General features: G+C 60.4%; 18 protein-coding genes and 1 pseudogene. 14 read left to right on the plus strand and 5 right to left on the minus strand.

The genetic code is table 11. The annotated features are described in order from the left end of the window. Positions 1 to 412: 412 nt before the first annotated feature. Entirely contained in the window at positions 413 to 775 is a 363-nt protein-coding gene (locus AC07WT_RS22465; protein WP_494948645.1) for a hypothetical protein, read from the plus strand. Positions 776 to 811: 36 nt separating this feature from the next. Here the strand turns inward: AC07WT_RS22465 and AC07WT_RS22470 are convergent, their stop codons facing one another. The 3 genes from AC07WT_RS22470 to AC07WT_RS22480 form a co-directional block, all read right to left on the minus strand. Next, a complete protein-coding gene (locus tag AC07WT_RS22470) occupies positions 812 to 1,213 on the minus strand; it encodes a hypothetical protein (RefSeq protein WP_494948646.1) in 402 nt (133 codons plus the stop codon). Positions 1,214 to 1,369: 156 nt separating this feature from the next. Next, a complete protein-coding gene (bcsS, locus tag AC07WT_RS22475) occupies positions 1,370 to 2,089 on the minus strand; it encodes a cellulose biosynthesis protein BcsS (protein ID WP_494948647.1) in 720 nt (239 codons plus the stop codon). Continuing rightward, the gene (locus AC07WT_RS22480; RefSeq protein WP_494948648.1) at positions 2,010 to 4,265 is read right to left on the minus strand and encodes a glycosyltransferase family 2 protein; all 2,256 of its coding nucleotides are present in this window, start codon (positions 4,263 to 4,265) and stop codon (positions 2,010 to 2,012) included. The genes bcsS and AC07WT_RS22480 overlap by 80 nt, the downstream gene beginning before the upstream one ends. Before the next feature lie 377 nt (positions 4,266 to 4,642). Between AC07WT_RS22480 and AC07WT_RS22485 the strand changes: the two are divergent. The 6 genes and pseudogenes from AC07WT_RS22485 to AC07WT_RS22510 form a co-directional block, all read left to right on the plus strand. Beyond that, positions 4,643 to 4,812, plus strand: a pseudogene (locus AC07WT_RS22485) (Tn3 family transposase); the annotation flags it as partial. Between the two features lie 208 nt (positions 4,813 to 5,020). Next, the gene (locus AC07WT_RS22490; RefSeq protein WP_494948649.1) at positions 5,021 to 5,743 is read left to right on the plus strand and encodes an NAD(P)/FAD-dependent oxidoreductase; all 723 of its coding nucleotides are present in this window, start codon (positions 5,021 to 5,023) and stop codon (positions 5,741 to 5,743) included. Between the two features lie 40 nt (positions 5,744 to 5,783). After that, on the plus strand, positions 5,784 to 6,620 hold the full coding sequence (locus tag AC07WT_RS22495; RefSeq protein ID WP_494948650.1) for a substrate-binding periplasmic protein: 837 nt from the start codon (positions 5,784 to 5,786) through the stop codon (positions 6,618 to 6,620). A gap of 77 nt (positions 6,621 to 6,697) precedes the next feature. After that, positions 6,698 to 7,678: an amino acid ABC transporter permease gene (locus AC07WT_RS22500; RefSeq protein ID WP_494948651.1), complete on the plus strand. Its 981-nt coding sequence runs from the start codon at positions 6,698 to 6,700 to the stop codon at positions 7,676 to 7,678. Positions 7,679 to 7,680: 2 nt separating this feature from the next. After that, the gene (locus AC07WT_RS22505; RefSeq protein ID WP_492591244.1) at positions 7,681 to 8,424 is read left to right on the plus strand and encodes an amino acid ABC transporter ATP-binding protein; all 744 of its coding nucleotides are present in this window, start codon (positions 7,681 to 7,683) and stop codon (positions 8,422 to 8,424) included. Positions 8,425 to 8,572: 148 nt separating this feature from the next. Then, the gene (locus AC07WT_RS22510; RefSeq protein ID WP_494948652.1) at positions 8,573 to 9,673 is read left to right on the plus strand and encodes a porin; all 1,101 of its coding nucleotides are present in this window, start codon (positions 8,573 to 8,575) and stop codon (positions 9,671 to 9,673) included. Positions 9,674 to 9,688: 15 nt separating this feature from the next. On the opposite strand, the gene AC07WT_RS22515 is transcribed toward AC07WT_RS22510, so the two are convergent. Beyond that, a complete protein-coding gene (locus tag AC07WT_RS22515) occupies positions 9,689 to 9,976 on the minus strand; it encodes a hypothetical protein (RefSeq protein ID WP_492591242.1) in 288 nt (95 codons plus the stop codon). 180 nt (positions 9,977 to 10,156) lie between these two features. On the opposite strand from AC07WT_RS22515, the gene rarD reads away from it, so the two are divergent. The 7 genes from rarD (at position 10,157) to AC07WT_RS22550 (ending at position 15,993) form a co-directional block, all read left to right on the plus strand. After that, positions 10,157 to 11,056: an EamA family transporter RarD gene (gene rarD, locus AC07WT_RS22520; protein ID WP_494948653.1), complete on the plus strand. Its 900-nt coding sequence runs from the start codon at positions 10,157 to 10,159 to the stop codon at positions 11,054 to 11,056. Positions 11,057 to 11,185: 129 nt separating this feature from the next. After that, on the plus strand, positions 11,186 to 11,824 hold the full coding sequence (locus AC07WT_RS22525) for a GntR family transcriptional regulator (protein ID WP_494948654.1): 639 nt from the start codon (positions 11,186 to 11,188) through the stop codon (positions 11,822 to 11,824). A gap of 477 nt (positions 11,825 to 12,301) precedes the next feature. Continuing rightward, a complete protein-coding gene (locus tag AC07WT_RS22530; RefSeq protein ID WP_492591239.1) occupies positions 12,302 to 12,805 on the plus strand; it encodes a gamma-glutamylcyclotransferase in 504 nt (167 codons plus the stop codon). A gap of 50 nt (positions 12,806 to 12,855) precedes the next feature. After that, positions 12,856 to 13,746, plus strand: coding sequence for an ABC transporter substrate-binding protein (locus AC07WT_RS22535; RefSeq protein ID WP_494948655.1), 891 nt, complete (start codon positions 12,856 to 12,858; stop codon positions 13,744 to 13,746). Positions 13,747 to 13,837: 91 nt separating this feature from the next. Next, positions 13,838 to 14,701, plus strand: coding sequence for an amino acid ABC transporter permease (locus AC07WT_RS22540; protein WP_494948656.1), 864 nt, complete (start codon positions 13,838 to 13,840; stop codon positions 14,699 to 14,701). A gap of 3 nt (positions 14,702 to 14,704) precedes the next feature. After that, a complete protein-coding gene (locus tag AC07WT_RS22545) occupies positions 14,705 to 15,523 on the plus strand; it encodes an amino acid ABC transporter ATP-binding protein (protein ID WP_494948657.1) in 819 nt (272 codons plus the stop codon). Between the two features lie 17 nt (positions 15,524 to 15,540). Further along, complete coding sequence (locus AC07WT_RS22550) at positions 15,541 to 15,993, plus strand: VOC family protein (protein WP_494948658.1); 453 nt, start codon at positions 15,541 to 15,543, stop codon at positions 15,991 to 15,993. 98 nt (positions 15,994 to 16,091) lie between these two features. Here AC07WT_RS22550 and AC07WT_RS22555 read toward each other — a convergent pair whose 3' ends face one another. Beyond that, positions 16,092 to 16,751, minus strand: coding sequence for a GntR family transcriptional regulator (locus AC07WT_RS22555; RefSeq protein WP_492591234.1), 660 nt, complete (start codon positions 16,749 to 16,751; stop codon positions 16,092 to 16,094). Positions 16,752 to 16,842: the final 91 nt, after the last annotated feature.

The raw sequence follows: 16,842 nt of genomic DNA on the forward strand, positions 1-16,842 counted from the left end.
TGAAACGTTTGTGCCGGCATGGGGTATTGGAGAAACTGCCGCCGCGTCTGCCTCTAATGCCGGACTCGATGAAATCGGGGGTGGCCCGCTATTTGCATCGGCACGTTACAGACCATCAAGACGCTGCATCGAGCAAATTCAATAGAGCAGCACAAGCCGTAAAAAGGCAATACGCGAACCGGGGGGAAACTATGTCCATACACGCCGGCTGCCGTCATGGCGGCTCAGCAATCCGTTTCTTGTCGCCGCGTCAGACCACAGACGCAACAAACCCGTTCGATGACGCTCTGGATGAACTCGTCACCAGGTCGGCAACGCGTCATTCGCATTTCCTGCAGGACGGGAAACGAAAATACGTCTCGCGTCCTCAGCGTGATCCTTGTCATTTAGTCTCTCGCGTCACGCGCGACGATTGAAAGGCTGCAACCGCGAGCGCTATCAGCGCGGCGTGATCGCGGTCGACATTGGCGGTGTGGTGCGCTCGGGGTATCAGGATAGTGCTGCGCAGGGTGCGTCATTTCGAGCGCGCGCCCCTCACCGACAGCGAATGAACGATTGGTTTCTATCCTGCAATCAATTGCAACGGGGGAAAACGATGGAATTCTTACTTGGCTTTGGAGTGGGAGGGTTCTTTGGCGCGTGCTTTGGTGTGCTGGTCGCAGCAATGCTTCGAGCAAGCAAAGACATCGACCTGGAGACACGGTTCACGGAGCCGGACGGAGCAGCGCTGCGCAAAGCTGCAGATTCGCCAAATGACAGCCGGATCCCGTGCTGAGGACCGAATCGTCATCGGTTAGCGCCGTGAGCGCATTCACTCCTCGCATTTCACATCCTGCTTTTGCACAACGATAATCGCCGGGTATGTCCCCCGGTCGAGTTCCACGCGCGCGACCACGGCCATCGTCGCACTGTCGATGTCGTCGTACACGCTGACTTTTTCATGCCGAAGGCTCGTGATGCCGGTACAGGCAGACGTGCGACCCTCGTCGGAGACCCGGCATTGGATTGGGTTGTCTGCAAGGTAGCGATATTTGTCTCTGTCGGGGGTCGCAAGGTATTCACGAACGCTCTGTGCCGATCCACCGACGCCGGTGACATACCCAATGGCGCACTGCTGTTTGGGTGTATCGCCGCCACCGGATGTTTCGGCTTTCGCGGCCGTGCTGGCGGCCGCGATGACCGCCGCGAGTATCGATGCAAGGAGGTATCTCATGGCGCAAATCACGGTTGTCGGATCGAAGTGCTGGATTGTAATGGCATCTTGCCCGTGAATTCGTCATGTTTCGGCGACGCGCCCTAACCTCGTTAATCCGCGAAGGCCTTATCGGATTTGTAGGTCGCAAGCACACAGACGCTGTGGAGCGCAGGGTCAGAATCCCTTGGTCAGTTCGGTGCCGCCATAAAAGGAACGCGGCTGGCCGCTCGTCTTCTTCACGCCGGCATAGAATCCAATGTCGAACTTCTCGCCAATCTTGATGCCCGTTAGCACAAGGCCGCCTTGCGTGGCCCGATAGTCGGGGTCGCCGTGCTTGATCACTTCGACGCCGGCCCACGCATCGCCGAACGTTCGATGCAGAAAGCGGGCTCGGCCCCAATACGATGCCGGTCCGATCGTGTAAGAACCAATCCCGTTAAAAGCCCAATCCTGACCGAAACGCTGCTCACCCTGCAAACCAAGCGCGAGCCCCCATTGGCTGCCGTCGGCACGCGCGTTAGCACCGGAGGGCGTCACGCGGTTATCGCGAAACCGCGGACCGGTCGATGCTTCAACCCATCCGCCTTGCCAGGCGGCCTGCGCGCCCATGGCTGCCTCGACTGCCTGTCCCCTGACCTTGACGGTCGTTCCGTTCGTGCCGTACTGATAGTAATAGTCGCTGATCGCGAGCCGCTGGGTCAGGAAGCGACTGGAAAAAAATGGTGCCGTGCCGCCGAGGTATTCGTTGCGTTCACCTTGCTCGGCGATCGATGCGCCGGCAAATATCAACGGCTGCCCTGCGAGCGCCGACAGGCTAAATGGCAGGGCGCAAGCGGCGATTGCGATCGCCAGCCGGCGAGGTATTGCTCGATTGATCGGCGTGATTTTCGTCATCTTCGTTCCCGAGATTATGCAGCGTCAGCGAATGACGCGACGTGACGTCGTATAGATGCATTTGCCCAGTCGGTGTATCCAGACTTCCGCTCGAACTCAATGAGACGCGCTGCGTCGTTTCGCTGCCCGCCCGGCGCTGGCGCAGAAATACCTCCAGGCTCGTGTCGAGCTCGCTATTGCTGAGGATCCACCACATGTCGCCGGTATCGCGTACCGCCGACACCACGGCAACGGGTACCGGATGAGCGTCGCGTGACCGGATCAAGAATCCCGGCGCCCAACAAGTACCCGCACCCAGCACACTCGTACTGGTGGGGGTGCCGCGCGCAAGACGCGTCAACAGGGTTGTCCGCTGGTCGGTCACGCCTCCCTGTTCGAATTGCAGACTGCTGCCGAACAGGAACGTCTCAAGTGGGCGACTCAGGTCTGCCGAAGCCCAGCTAAAGCGCAATCCGATCGTTCGATCAGAATTGGCGATGCCGTGATCGCCTCCGACGAACGTAACACTCGCCTTTGTACGTATGACGAGGTTCGGCAGGTGGATCTCGACCTCCGGGCTGCTTTCAGGCGACAACCGGGCGGGAACTTCTCCGTGGTAAAGCGCGCCGCTTGCCGAAAGGTCTTCCGACAGACCTGGAAACGACCTGCCGTCCAGCGTCAGCATCATTGGTATATGCAATGGGAAACGATATTCGGTGCGCCGGTTCTGCGCCCGGTGATGACTAAACCATGCAATGACACTCGCGGTTGTGATCGTGGCACACGCCCATACAGTGTTCGCGATGCCGGCACCCACCGGTAACGTGCCGTGAACCATCCGGTAGAGGCCGACCGGAATGCTCGATGCGGTCAGTCCTGCAACGATCAGCGACGGCGATAGCCAGAGCCAGGCGCGGCCTGCAAGTGACAATTCCTTGCTGGTGACCGAGAAGCCGATCTTCCTGCGAAACAGGCCAGCGGTCGTTAACATGAATGCAAAGAATCGCACCATGCCGTACTGCTCGCTCAGAAACAGCGCGCCGTAGCCTCGTGCCAGTTCCGTGTACATCAGCGAAGAAAGCGCGTAGTACGCCAGGAAATAGGTCAGAAATTCGCTCATCGGCGCGCTGATTGGCAAGATGCCAAAGAAGAATACCGCGGGCGAAGTCATGAAGAAGACAAGCTTTTGCCATCCCTCGAAGTAAATGAGCATCGACGCGAGGTAGTTCAGTCGCTGCGCCAACGTCAGCCCAGGGCTGGAAAGAATGCGCTCGCGCCGTAGCACCTGCATACCGCCCATGCCCCAACGAATCCGCTGTTGCAGGTAGGTGTCGATGCTATGCGGGGCCAGGCCGAATGCAAGCGATTCCGGCTGGTACACGGAGCGATATCCCTGCTTGTGCAGCTTGATCGACGTGTGGATATCTTCTGTGACCGTCTCGGTCGCAAAGCCGCCGATCGCTTCCAACGCACTGCGGCGTAGCACCGCGCAGCTACCGCAGAAGAAGGTTGCATTCCACGTATCCTTGCCGCGCTGGATAACCTTGAAGAAGAGCGACTGCTCGTTCCAGACGCGACGCCCTCCCACGCGATGGTTGAATGAATCGACGTTGTAGAAGTCCTGCGGCGTCTGTACGAACGCTACTGTCGGATCGGCAAAGTAGCCCAGCGTCTTGTCGAGGAAATCCTTGCGCGCCGCATGGTCCGCGTCGAAGATCGCGATGAATTCGCCGTTGCTGTGTTTGAGGGCGTTGTTCAGATTGCCAGCCTTCGCGTGACTGTTTTCACTTCGCGCAAGGTAGTCGCAGCCGAGTTCGCGTGCCAGCACCAGCATTTCTTCGCGATGGCCGTCGTCGAGCAACCAGGTCCGGTGCGGATACCCGATATTTTGCGCTGCCTGCAACGTGCGGCGAACCAGTTCGACCGACTCGTTATACGTCGGCACGAACACGTCGACGGTAGCACCGCGTGTCGGGGTTGGCACCGATCGTACGGCTAACCGATAGGTCATCAAAAGGTACAGCAAGCCTGTGACGAAACCGAATAGTTCTGCGCCGTAGAGCGGGATCGAGAAAAGCGGTAGATGCCAGTTGATAGCTGTCAGGCGCCAACTGAAGTACCACAGTCCGCAGATCACGTAAGCAATCGCTATGACGGTGATATGGATCGGCGGTTTTTCAAGGGTCAAATCTTTCATGTGATGCCCTCCATCGTGTCGGGTTCGACATCATTCCCAGCAGGAGAGAAAACCAAACGTCATTTAGTGCAACAGCGGCTCCGCCGGATGACCGGTAATGCGCCACGTCACATAGGCCACGAAACGGCCTCCAGCGCGGCTGCCACGATCGCCATTCCGTGGGACGAGTGGCTCTTGAATTTGAGGGCGAGATCTTGAAAGAAGAACGGATGGGTGAGGACCACCGCTAAGGCCTTGAGGAGCAAGCAGCCATTAACCGTGGTCACAAGCCCGACAGCCCGGGGCTGCCCGTCGGCGGCGAAGACGGCGCTCTGGTATCGCCCCGGCATTCATCAGTCGATATGAAGTATAGGCTGAGTGTGCCGGCGCCGGCGAATGTGACTGCCTCGCTGATGCTGCGCAAGCTCGGCAGCTATCCACGTCAAAATGGTCTGGCCGTTGCTCTGCGTGAGCTGGGCTGGGCCGCATCGAGCGAACGTTGTTCATTCTGGACTGGCTGCAAAGCGTGGAACTGATGCGCCACTGCTGTGAACGGGTCGAGAAGGGGCGCTTACCGACGCGCCCCGTATCGGTTGTTTCCCGATGTTGACACGCAATATATGTCTTCGTATATTTCATCACATCCAATAACCCTGTCGGTTTCGGGCGCTACAGACGCGCGTTGGCTCGCTAAGTGAACGCTTATTCGCCCGCTCTACAGCATGACCAGGGGGCACGGACACGCACAGGCTTCGATCGAAATATTCGGAATTCACATGGACAAGCTGCGTCGCGGGAAGGCAACTGTGGTTGTGGTCGGCGCGGGCATCAACGGGGCTGCGGCCGCGTTCTATCTCGCACAGCGGGGGATTACCGATGTGATCGTGCTTGACCGCGCGTTTCCCGGTGCCGGCGCGTCGAGCCGTGGCATGGGTTTGCTGCGTCAGTACCACGCTAACGAGCCTGAGGCTGCGCTGGCGATCCGCAGCCTTGCCGTGTTTCGCCACTGGGACAGTCTCGTCGGCGGCACGTGCGGCTTCGTGCAGTCGGGCTTTTTGTGGCTCGACAACGCTAGTGTGGCGGGCGAAGTGCGCGCCAACGTCTCGATGGTGAACCGGCTCGGCGGACGCGCGCGCGTCATCGACAGCCAGGAACTGCGTGCCCTTCAGCCTCATCTCGTCTGCGATGACACGCTGGCGTCATGGGAGCCGGACGCCGGCTACGCGTATGGTGCCCTCGCGACCGACGCCTTGCACGCAGGCGCCCGCCGCGCAGGTGTAACACTGCTGACCCGCACGCCCGCGCTCGCGCTCGAAACCCGGAATGGCCGCATAAGCGGGGTCGCGACTCCGCAAGGCACGATTGCCACCGAAACCGTCGTGCTGGCAGCCGGTGCCTGTCCATTTCTTGAACTCGATGCCTTCTCCGCCCGCCGCTTCGACGGGTGGGACACGCGCGCGCAGCCGTCCACGCAGGTGTCCGTGACCGATCTGATCTAGTTATCCGTTGTTCTCATCGACCTTCAAAAGGGAAATCGCTGTGACCATTGCTCCTCGTGTTTTACGCGCTGCTGCGGCGGCGCTGTTGCTGGGTACTGCGTGCATGACCGCGGCAAATGCCGCCCCCGGCGACTTCAAGCCCGTCACGCCTGGCGTGCTGACGATTGCCACCGAAGTCGGCAATCCGGGCTGGATGAACGGCACCGATCCGGAAAACATCAGCGGCGGCGTCGAATGGGAGATGGCGCGCGCCATGGCGAAGCAGTGGGGCATCGATAAGGTCGTGTTCCGCAACGTGTCGTTCACCGCGCTCATTTCCGGCACGGCGACCAACTACGACATCGGCCTGATGACCATCTTCAGGACGCCTGCCCGCGAGAAAGTCAACAAGTACTCCGAGTGCTACTACATCGAGGACAGTGGGGTTCTCGTGAAGAAAGGCACCGTCATCAAGAGCGCCGCCGACGCACGCAAGCTGCAATGGGGCATGGTGACCGGCGGCTACGCGGGATTGATTATGGAACATTTGCATCCCGAACTCACACCGAAGAGCTTCCAGGACGGCCCGACCGAATACAACGCGCTGCTGTCCGGCTCGGTGCAGGCGGTGCTCGATGATTTCTCGAGCGTCGCCGGCCGGCAGAAGGGCAAGGGCTTCGAGGGCACGGAAGTCGCAGGCATTCTCGCGATCAAAGGCGTGCCCGCGCCGTGTGCCGCAGCGCAGTTGCCGGCTTCCGCTTCGCCGCAGAACCTCGACGCCGTCAATCGAGCGATCGCCACTTTCAAGAAGAGCGGCCAACTGGACGAGTGGATGAAGCAGTATCTCGCGCCCAATGGCGTCGATGCGTCCCGCTATCCGCGTATCGAACTCGACTGACACCCACCTAAGGAGAACCGAACGGATACGTGAACGCGGGCGCCTGAAGCCTGGTCGCGTATCCGCGGATAGCGAATATGAGTGAACTTGTAATGACACAACGTCCGACCCCTATCACCCGGGCGCTGATCTCACCGCGCGACTGCATTCCTGCGATCGTCGCACTGGCGGTGTTTCCGCCTGCCGGCGTGGCGGCGCTCTGGCGTATCTGGCGTGCGCGTCGGATGGCCGATGCGAACCGCAATGCCGCGCGTGCCGAACTGGCGCGCGGCAAGGCGAGCGCATGGCTCGGCATCAGTTGCAGTGTGCTGCTCGCGGCGCTGGCAATGACTTACCTCGTGTTCTCGGCCAACCATGGCGCGGTGTTCGAGACGTTCTTCGCGCCTGACATCCTGAAGAACAACTTCCTCTATATCCTCGGCGGGTTCTGGGTGAACGTGAAGCTGTTCATGGTGTGCGAGGTGCTGATACTCGCGTGGGCGCTCGTCGTCGCCATCGTGCGCGAACTGCCGGGCGCCGCCGGGGCGCCAACTCGAATGCTCGCGATCATCTATACCGATCTGTTTCGCGGCATCCCGTCACTGCTGGTCCTGCTGATCATCGGGCTCGGGCTGCAGCGCACAGGCCTGCCGGTGCTGTCGTCGATGTCGGATTTTCAGGCGGCCTGTCTTGCGCTGACGCTGAACTACGGCGCGTACGTCTCGGAAATCATTCGCGCTGGATTGCATTCGGTGCACTGGAGCCAGACGGCGGCGGCGCGTTCTCTCGGTCTCACGTATCTGCAAACGCTGCGCCTTGTCGTCCTGCCGCAGGCGATCCGGCACATCATTCCGCCACTGCTGAACAGCTTCATCAGCCTGCAGAAAGACACTTCGCTGGTGACGATCCTCGGCGTCCTCGATTCAGTCAACCGCGCGCAGGCGGTCTCCAGTTACAGCGCAAGTCTCGCACCTTATACCGGCGTCGCACTGTGCTTCCTCGTGATCACGATTCCACTGACCCGCTTCACCGACCATCTGAATAGCCGCTACCGCAAGGCCGTGCTGGCGAAGGATTGACCATGAGTCTCATCAACGTAGTGGACGTCAAGAAGCAATACGCGACGAATCTCGTGCTGAACGGGCTCAGCATTTCGATCGACGAACATCAGATCGCCTGTCTGATTGGCGGATCGGGCAGTGGCAAGTCCACGCTGCTGCGATGCATCAACGGCCTCGAGGAGATCGATTCCGGTGAAATCTGGTTCGATGGGGAAGTGATCTCGGGCCTCGGCGTCGACTTCGATCTCGTGCGCAGGAACATCGGCATGGTGTTCCAGAGCTACAACCTGTTTCCCCATCTGACGGTACTGGAGAACGTCGGCTTTGCGACGCGGCACGTGCTGCATGTATCGAAGGCGGAAGCGAATCAGCGCGCGATGGCGCTACTCGCCCGTGTCGGGCTCGACAAGAAAGCGGACTGCTATCCCGACCGCTTGTCGGGCGGCCAGCAGCAGCGTGTCGCAATTGCCCGCGCGCTGGCGATGGAACCGAAGATGCTGCTGCTCGACGAGATCACGTCGGCGCTCGATCCGGAACTGGTCGGCGAAGTACTGAACCTGATGACCGACCTCGCGCGCGCCGGCATGACGATGGTCATCGCCACGCATGAGATGGCGTTCGCGCGCGAGGTCTCGTCGCGCATCTATTTCCTCGATGGCGGCAATGTGCATGAAGAGGGTCCGCCCGACGAGATTTTCAGAAATCCCCAGCGCGAACGCACGAAGGCGTTTCTGCAGCGCAACCGGAGCGCGTCCGCGCCGTAGTGCGATGGGCTGGCGTGGTGGCGCCAGCCTGCAACGTCCATTCAATCCCTGACTGAAGCAAATCAGATCCGTCGCCGGTTCCCATGTGAACCGAACGCGACAGGTGTCCTGCTGTTCACAAGAAGTTAAATTCGCCAAGAGGAAGACAATGAAAAAACAGCTTTTAGGTGCCGCACTCTGTAGCACACTTTCCGTATCCGCCTTTGCGCAGGGCAGTGTGACGCTCTACGGTGTCATCGATACGAGCCTGACGTATGTTAGCAACACGGGCACGGGCGGAGGTCATCTGTTTGAAATGGAAAGCGGTGCCGTGCAGGGCAGTCGCTGGGGGCTGAAGGGCATCGAGGAACTCGGCGGCGGCCTGCGGGCGATCTTCCAGATCGAAAACGGTTTCAATTCCAACGACGGCTCACTCGGCCAGGGCGGCCTGATGTTCGGGCGGCAGGCGTTCGTCGGCCTGCAAAACACGGCTTGGGGGACGCTGACCTTCGGCCGCCAGTACGATCCGATCGTCGACCTCATTGCGGACAACATGCCGTACTCGCACGCAGGCGACGTCGACAACACGGACAACAGTTTCCGCGTGAACAACGCGGTCAAGTTCGTCAGCAGCAAGTTCGGCGGTTTCGCGGTCGAAGGGATGTATGCATTCGGCGGTGTGGCGGGCGCATTCGGGCAACAAAGCACGATCGCCGGCGGCGCATCGTATAGCAACGGGCCGGTTTATCTGACAGCTGCGTATCTGTATGCGCGGAATCCGGCCGCTCAGTTCGTCGACGGCAATTTCGGCTCAAACAATCTGATCAATCCGGCTGAATCAGGGCCATTCGGTTTCGTCGGGGTACCGGCCAACGAACAGATCATCGGCGCGACCGGTGCGTACACGTTCGGCACCGCGACGCTGGGCTTCGCATACACGAATACGAAATTCGGCGACGCCAACGGCACCGACGCTTCCGTACGCTTTGACAGCTACCAGGTGTGGGGCCGCTATTACTTTACGAACGCCGTTTCGGTGGCGGGCGGCTATACGTTCTCTCAGGGCGATGTCGGTTATCCTGCGACCGGCAACCGACCGCATTACAGCCAGATCAACCTGTTCACAAACTACATGTTCTCAAAGCGCACCGATGTGCACCTGAAGCTCCTGTACCAGTACACGGGAGGGGGCGTGCCGGCACACGTGATCGGCACCTCGAGCAGTTCCGCACAACTGGTGGCGCGGCTGGGGCTGCGGCATCAGTTCTGAACTGCGCCGGCACGCTCACGGAAGACGCCGCTTGACGCGCCATGTTTCGCGGGCGGCATCGAGGGACAGCAGCAGCCACCGTTTCGTGCCCACCCGATGGCGTTTCTGCGTGGTGTAGCCGTCTACTGTTAACGCGAGTTCGTCGGGCGCACGTCGATGACACGTCGCGTGCGCACCCGAACCGTCGGCGAATTCAACGATGGCAACGGCCACCTGCTGCGGATCGGGAAGGCGTGCGATGCGGAGCGCGCACCCTGGGTACAGGTGCGAGTCGGCCACATGGATCTGGATCGAAACGGACATGAGCGTGGTTTCCAATGGGGAATGTGCGGGGCGTCGGGTGAACGGCCCGCGCGGTGCGAACCGCGTCTTGTATAAGAGCAGCGCTCCGCAAAATTAGCGATACATTGTATAATCCACGATGAAATATATGATAACCGTTTCGTCGATGCGTTCCAGCTCGGCGTATCGATCTGGAGCAGCATGAAGGAACGAACGAATGGCCTGCCATTGGTCGTCAGCGCCTATCTTTTCTGGGGGGTGTATCCGGTCTACCTGAAGGCCTTGAAGACGGTCGGCCCATTCGAGATCATGGCGCACCGGGTACTGTGGGCGTCCATCGCGATGGCCGGTTACGTTCTTGTCTCCGGCCGGCGCGCGGCGATCGTACGCGCGATCAGGAATCCGCGTGTGCTGCTGCTCTGTACGGTGTCGGCCGCGCTGCTGTCGTCGAACTGGATCGTGTATGCGGGCGCAGTCAACTCCGGGCACCTCGGCGAGGCGAGTCTGGGCAACTTCATCAATCCATTGCTGAGCGTGCTGCTGGGAGCGCTGTTCTTCAAGGAGCGTCTGGCGCCGCTGCAACTGGCGGCATTCATGATCGCCGCGGCTGGCGTCGCCGTGCATGCGATGGCCTCGGGTAGCGCGCCCTGGATCGGCCTGTTTCTCGCATCGACCTTTGCGGTCTACGGCGCCTTGCGCAAGATGGTGAGCATCGGGGCATTCGAAGGGCTCGCGCTCGAAACGGTGATGCTCGCGCCATTCGCGCTGGCGTATCTGTGCTGGCTGGACGCGTCGAATACAATGCGTTTCGGTCAGGAGCCGGCATCTGTGGATGCTATGCTCGTCAGCATCGGTCCAGTGAGCACGATTCCGCTGACATTATTCGCCGTCGGCGCGACGCGAATCCGCTTGACGACGCTCGGGCTGGTTCAGTTCATTTCGCCATGTGCGCAGTTTTTTCTCGCGTTCTGCTGGTACAAGGAGCCGCTGAGCGGGCCACAGATGGCTGCATTCGGCATTATCTGGAGCGCGCTGGCGTTGTATGCCGGTCAGGCGATCTGGACCGGCCGCACGGCGCGAGAGGAACCGGCCATGCATTGATGTGTGAGCGAGGTCGACAATGGCCTCATGTAGTGAGCCGCGTGTCCGCCGGGAGCTGAGGTCTTCGATTCCGTGAGAACGACCGCCGTCTGGTTGTGAAAACAAAAAACCACCTGTGTTGACTGTCCAATGAAACATCCGTCAAATCTGATTACTGCCGATGTCCGCACGAGGATTCGCAGCATGATCCTCGCTTCTGAAATCAAGCCGGGGCAACGGCTGGTCGAAGAAGAGCTGGCAACCCAACTCGAAGTCGGCCGGACGCCCGTGCGCGAAGCCCTGCTGCTGCTGCAGGGCGAAGGGTTGATCGCGCGCAATCGTGGATGGGAGGTGCAGGGCGTTGAACACCTTCAGGTGCGCACAATTTTCGAAAGCCGTGCGGCGATCGAGGCTGCGACGGCCCGTCTTGCCGCGCGCCGTGTGACGCAGGAAGATTGCGACGCACTGGAACGTCTCATCGACGCCATGGAGCACGCCGCGGGCGAGAACCGGCGCGAGCTCAACCGCATCAACACGGAGTTCCATCAGTTGATCGTGACCCTATCGGGGAATGACATCCTGATCGAATTCCACCAGCGCACGCAGTTCTATTACTGGGCGCTGCGCGTTCCAGTCCTGTTTTCGGATGCACAACTGGCCGAAAGTAATCGGGAACATCGTGCCCTGCTGGCCGCACTGCGCGCAGGCGACGAAGATCTGGCCGAGCAGCTGGCACGCGCGCACGTTGAAAGAACGATGACGATCGTCGAGCCAGCCCTGCAACATTAATCTGCGCGAGGCGGTGCGATACCGTCTCATGCTTCCGGCCTTTTCGATGATGCCCCCGCAGGCGGCACAGAATCGCCGGCGCGTCATCGCACATCTCGAGCACGTCGCGGTGTGCTTCCGGGTTTGCAATAACGCGCCTATCTCACCGCTGGGCCGCTCCTGACCAAAAGCGCGCCGCTGGGCGGCTTTGCGTCGTGACGCGCGCATCTGACTGCTTCTCTACCGCACCCGCTTTTTCGTCAATCAGTATCGCCAAACGCGCATGGGTTTTCCCTAGTCAATCGAGTATTTTTTAACATATACGATACGGTATATTATGTGGGTGGCGATGCTTCGAACGTTGGACGCAACAGACCAGAGTCGGGCCGGTGTTTGTCATATCGTCGGTAGCGTTCCCACCGCGCGGCATCCCATGCGCGGGTTTTCTTTTCGCGGTTTCCAGACCGTTTTATTCACCACCTCAAAAAGGATTCGACGATGCTGTATTACTTTGCGTACTGCACATGGCTCAACGACCCGGAAATCCGCCGTTACTGGCCGCAATGCAAGGCAATCACGAAGGGTTACGCGGCCAATCACCGTCTACAGTTCCACGCGGCGAGCGACCGTGCGGACCGCGGCTGGTGTCATCTGAACGGCGTGTCGGATGCGTTCGGCGAAAACGCGCTCGGCGTCGTGTTCCAGCACGAACCGGAGCAGTTCAACCAGGACTACGACGACTTCGAACGGTTTTTTCTCACGGTCCGCGGTGATGACGGAAAGGTCTACGATTGCTGGACTTATCGACTGACTGATCCGGGTATCGAGATGCGTCCGCCGAATTTCTACTGGGAGCACATTCCGGCTGGTCTGAAGGCATGGGAATTCCCGAGCAACTACATCGCAAAGGTCCAGGCGCGCTTCGATGCGGCGGCCGAATGCCCGCGAGCGGACCGTGCCAATCCGTCGGCGATTCCGGGGAAAACTGCTGATAGTCGCTAAGCGATAACGTCTTCATACGTTGACTCAACGTGCCGACAGGGGCAACTACCATGAGAAAAACCATTCCGTCCTTGCGGCACCTGATGCTGCTTGCTGCCGTGACCGTGTCATCGATTGCGATGGCGCCGCATCTGGCGTTTGCGGCAACCGATATGCAAGCTGCTGTACCCGCAGACGTCAGGGCGCGCGGCGTCCTGCGGATCGGTTCACAGCAGACGTTTCCGCCGGTTGAGTTCCGCGAAGCGGGCAGAAGCGACGTCACTGGCGTGAGCCGCGATCTGTTCGAAGAGGTCGGCAGACGTCTCAATCTGAAAGTGGAGTACGTGCAGGCCGAATATGCCGCCCTGATTCCCGGGCTCGATGCCGGACGCTTCGACATTGCGTCCGGCGGCATCAGTGATACGGAGGAGCGCGAGCAGAAAGTTGATTTCGTGAACTACATGTTCTCAGGTGGGAGCATTCTGGTCTTGAGCGAAAACAAGACTCCGCTCTCGACGATCGATGACTTCTGCGGCCGTAGCGTTGTCACGATGCTCGGAGGACGCGTGATCATGTCTGCGGTAGAGGCAGCATCCGCCCGGTGCGTCAGCGCCGGCAAGCCACCGATTCGCGCCGAGCAGTTGCCGACGGCGCCCGATGCGAGGGCGCAGGTGGATCTGAAGCGCGTCGACGGCTATATCGGCGACTTGCCCGCCCTTGTCTACATGAGTTCGCAGTTTCCTGGCCGGTATCGGATTGTCGGTGGCAACTATCGGCTAACGCCCTATATCACGTCGTGGGGCTTCAGCAAGAGCAACCCGGCGCTGCGCGATGCGGTCCGCAAGGCGATGCAAAGCATGCTTGACGACGGAACCTATCAGAAGCTGCTCGGCAAGTGGGGTCTGTCCGGCGCGGCCCTGCCCGAGATTTCCGTCAACCTGCCGGCTGGCAAGCGCAAATGACGGGCCCCTTCCTTGCGCGCAGGAGCGGTCCATGGCGGCGCTTGCCCGACCTGCCAGTTCGTTACCACCTTTCCAGACCAGGATCGGCAGCATGAACGCAAATTCCCTCACATCGCGGACTTCCGCCTCCAGGCCGACGCGCCGCGTCGTGCATCGACGGCCCTATGGATCGTGGTTCCTTGCCGCAATCGTGCTCATGGCGGTGCTGGGCGTGTTCCAGGCGGCTGTCAGTACGCGCGTAATTGACGTCCATGTCTTCCTGGACTATCTGTTCAGCCGGCAGATTCTGATCGGCGCCGGTAATTCGCTGTTGCTCGGTACATCAGCGCTCGTGCTGGCAGGCGCAGTGGGACTCATCGCCGCGCTGATGCGGGTAAGCAGCAACCCCGTCCTGTCGACGCTCGCGTCAGTCTACGTGTACCTCTTTCGCGGCACTCCAATGCTGATCCAGTTGATCTTCTGGTTCAACGCCTTTCCGACGATGTTTCCGCATTTGCATATCGTCGTACCGCTTACCGGGGCGGTGTTGTACGACACGCCGATGACCAGTCTCATCACACCGTGGATGGCGGCGCTGATCGCCCTCAGTCTTGCGGAGGGTGCCTATATGGCCGAGATCATCCGTGGCGGATTCCGTGCGGTCGATGCCGGCCAGCGCGATGCGGCTCGCGCGATCGGCATGCGCAACCGCGACGTCGTGAGCAAAGTCGTTATTCCGCAGGCCGCACGCATCATCCTGCCGGCAACGGGCAACCAGTACATCCTGCTGCTCAAGTCGACCTCGCTTGCGTCGGCGATCGGTTATCTCGAACTGCTGCGCGTCACGACCGATATTTATTCGGCCAATTTCCGCGTCGTCGAACTGCTGTCGGTGGCAGCCTTCTGGTTTCTCGTCATGACAGCTGCCGCCACCGCGCTGCAGATGCTGCTCGAACGCCTCTACCCGCACAGGTAAGCCATGAACAATCGTCCTGGATGCAACGCGGTGGATCTTGTCGGTGTCACCAAATACCGGGGTGCGCACGCCGTGCTGCGCGATGTTCATGTCCACGTTCCGCGCGGGCAGATCGTTGCGGTGCTCGGACCGTCCGGTGCAGGCAAGTCTACCTTGCTGCGTTGCGTGAACCATCTGGAGACCATCGACGGCGGCAAGATTTTCGTCGACGGCGAGCTGATCGGTTACCGCGAAAAGAACGGCGTGCTGTATGAGCTCGCCGATCAGGAGATCAGTCGGCAGAGGCAAGGCATCGGCATGGTTTTCCAGAGCTTCAACCTGTTTCGCCACCTGAAGGTGCTTGAAAACGTGATGTCCGGGCCAGTCAGCGTGCTCGGCAAGACCCGCCGCGAGGCTGAGGATACCGCACGGATGCTGCTGCGGCGCGTCGGGCTCGAGGACAAGGCGCACGCGTACCCGAATCAGCTCTCGGGCGGTCAGCAGCAGCGCGTCGCGATTGCCCGCGCGCTCGCCATGGAGCCTCGCGTGATGCTGCTCGACGAGCCGACCAGTGCGCTGGATCCCGAACTGGCGCAGGAGGTGATTTCGGTGATTCGTCAACTGGCCGACGACGACATCACGATGCTGATCGCCACGCACGAGATGGCGCTCGCACGCGAGTTTGCCGACCGCGTGATCTTCATGGTCAACGGCGAGGTCGTCGAAGATGCGCCGCCGGCCGTGTTCTTTAGCGCGCCGCGCCATGAGCGCAGCAAGCAGTTTCTGGCGCGCCATGCCGGGGAGGCAGCGCATGCCGCCCCGATCGACAATGCAGTTCACTGAAATCAAAGGACCAACAAGTGGCTTCTCCGTTCAACACACTTCACCATGTTTGCGTCGTCGTGCACGACCTCGACAAGACCGTCGGGTATTACGAGAGTCTTGGCGTCGGGCCGTGGTTCGACTATCCGAAGGCCGGTAAATATGTCGAATTCGATGTGCCGAACAAGGCGGCGTCCGATGCGATGCGATACAAGTGCGTGGATCTCGCCAATTTCCAGTTACAGCTTTGCGAGCCGTCCGAGCTGGATTCGCCGCAACGACGCTTCCTGAACGAATACGGCGAGGGCGTCTACCACCTTGGCTTCGAGGTTGCCGATTGCGATGCCGCGGAATCGGCCGGCAAATCGCTTGGCCTTGGCGTAATGGCGCGCGGGCGCCGGGTCGACAGGTCGGGCTTCACATACTTTGATACGCGAGCCGACGCAGGCGTGGTGCTGGAAATTCGCAAGACGGTTGACGGGTTCGCATGACGGGCATGCGCCTCGGTGCGCGTCCATGCCCGGGTCGAATCTCAGACCCCGGAGCCGACGGGAGCCAGCCCTGTAGGTCGCGCTCCCGTCGGCCTATGCTATCCGAGGCGCGCAGCCGCCAGGACTTCCCGCTTGGTTTCGAGAATGTGCTGTTCGAGCAGTGTCACGACCTCGTCTACGGCGCGCCGCTTGCACGCGTCGACAATCTGATAGTGGTCGCGTTGCACGTCTTCCTTTTGCGTATCCAGCGACATCCGCAGATGCGGATAGCGATTCGTCGTGCTCAGGCAATACTCCTCGATCATCTTCCTGAGCCGCTCATTATTCGACGGCGCGCACAATGCCAGATGGAATTGCCGGTTGCACTCGGCCCATTCTGCGGGCGTCGTGGCGATGTCGTATGAGGCGAGGATGCGTTTCATCAGATCGATATCGGCGGACACCATGTTCGGCACCGCGAGCTTGGCCGCATAACTTTCGAGTGCGGCGCGGATGTCGAGCAATTCGCAAATCTCGCTCGTCGACATCGCGATCACCACTGCGCCGCGATTGAGTTGATAGCTTACCAATCCTTCCGCTTCGAGCTGCCGCAACGCCTCCCGCACGGGAATCCGGCTCGCGCCGAAGCGCTCCGCCAGATTTTCCTGGCGCAGCTGCGTGCCCGGCGGGAGCGTCCCCCGCAGGATTTCATCGCGCAGTTGATCCCGAATGGATTGCGGCAGCGACCGCTGATCTGCCTTGGCCTGCACTGTCGTCATGAGCAAAAGCCGGTCGTGTGCCGACCGACGAAAAAGGTTGTCGTCAAAATTGTGGGCTGCTAGGATTGTATCCAATCGATGTATAGATGGA

The sequence above is a fragment of the Paraburkholderia sp. GW821-FHT02A12 genome (genome assembly GCF_059422005.1).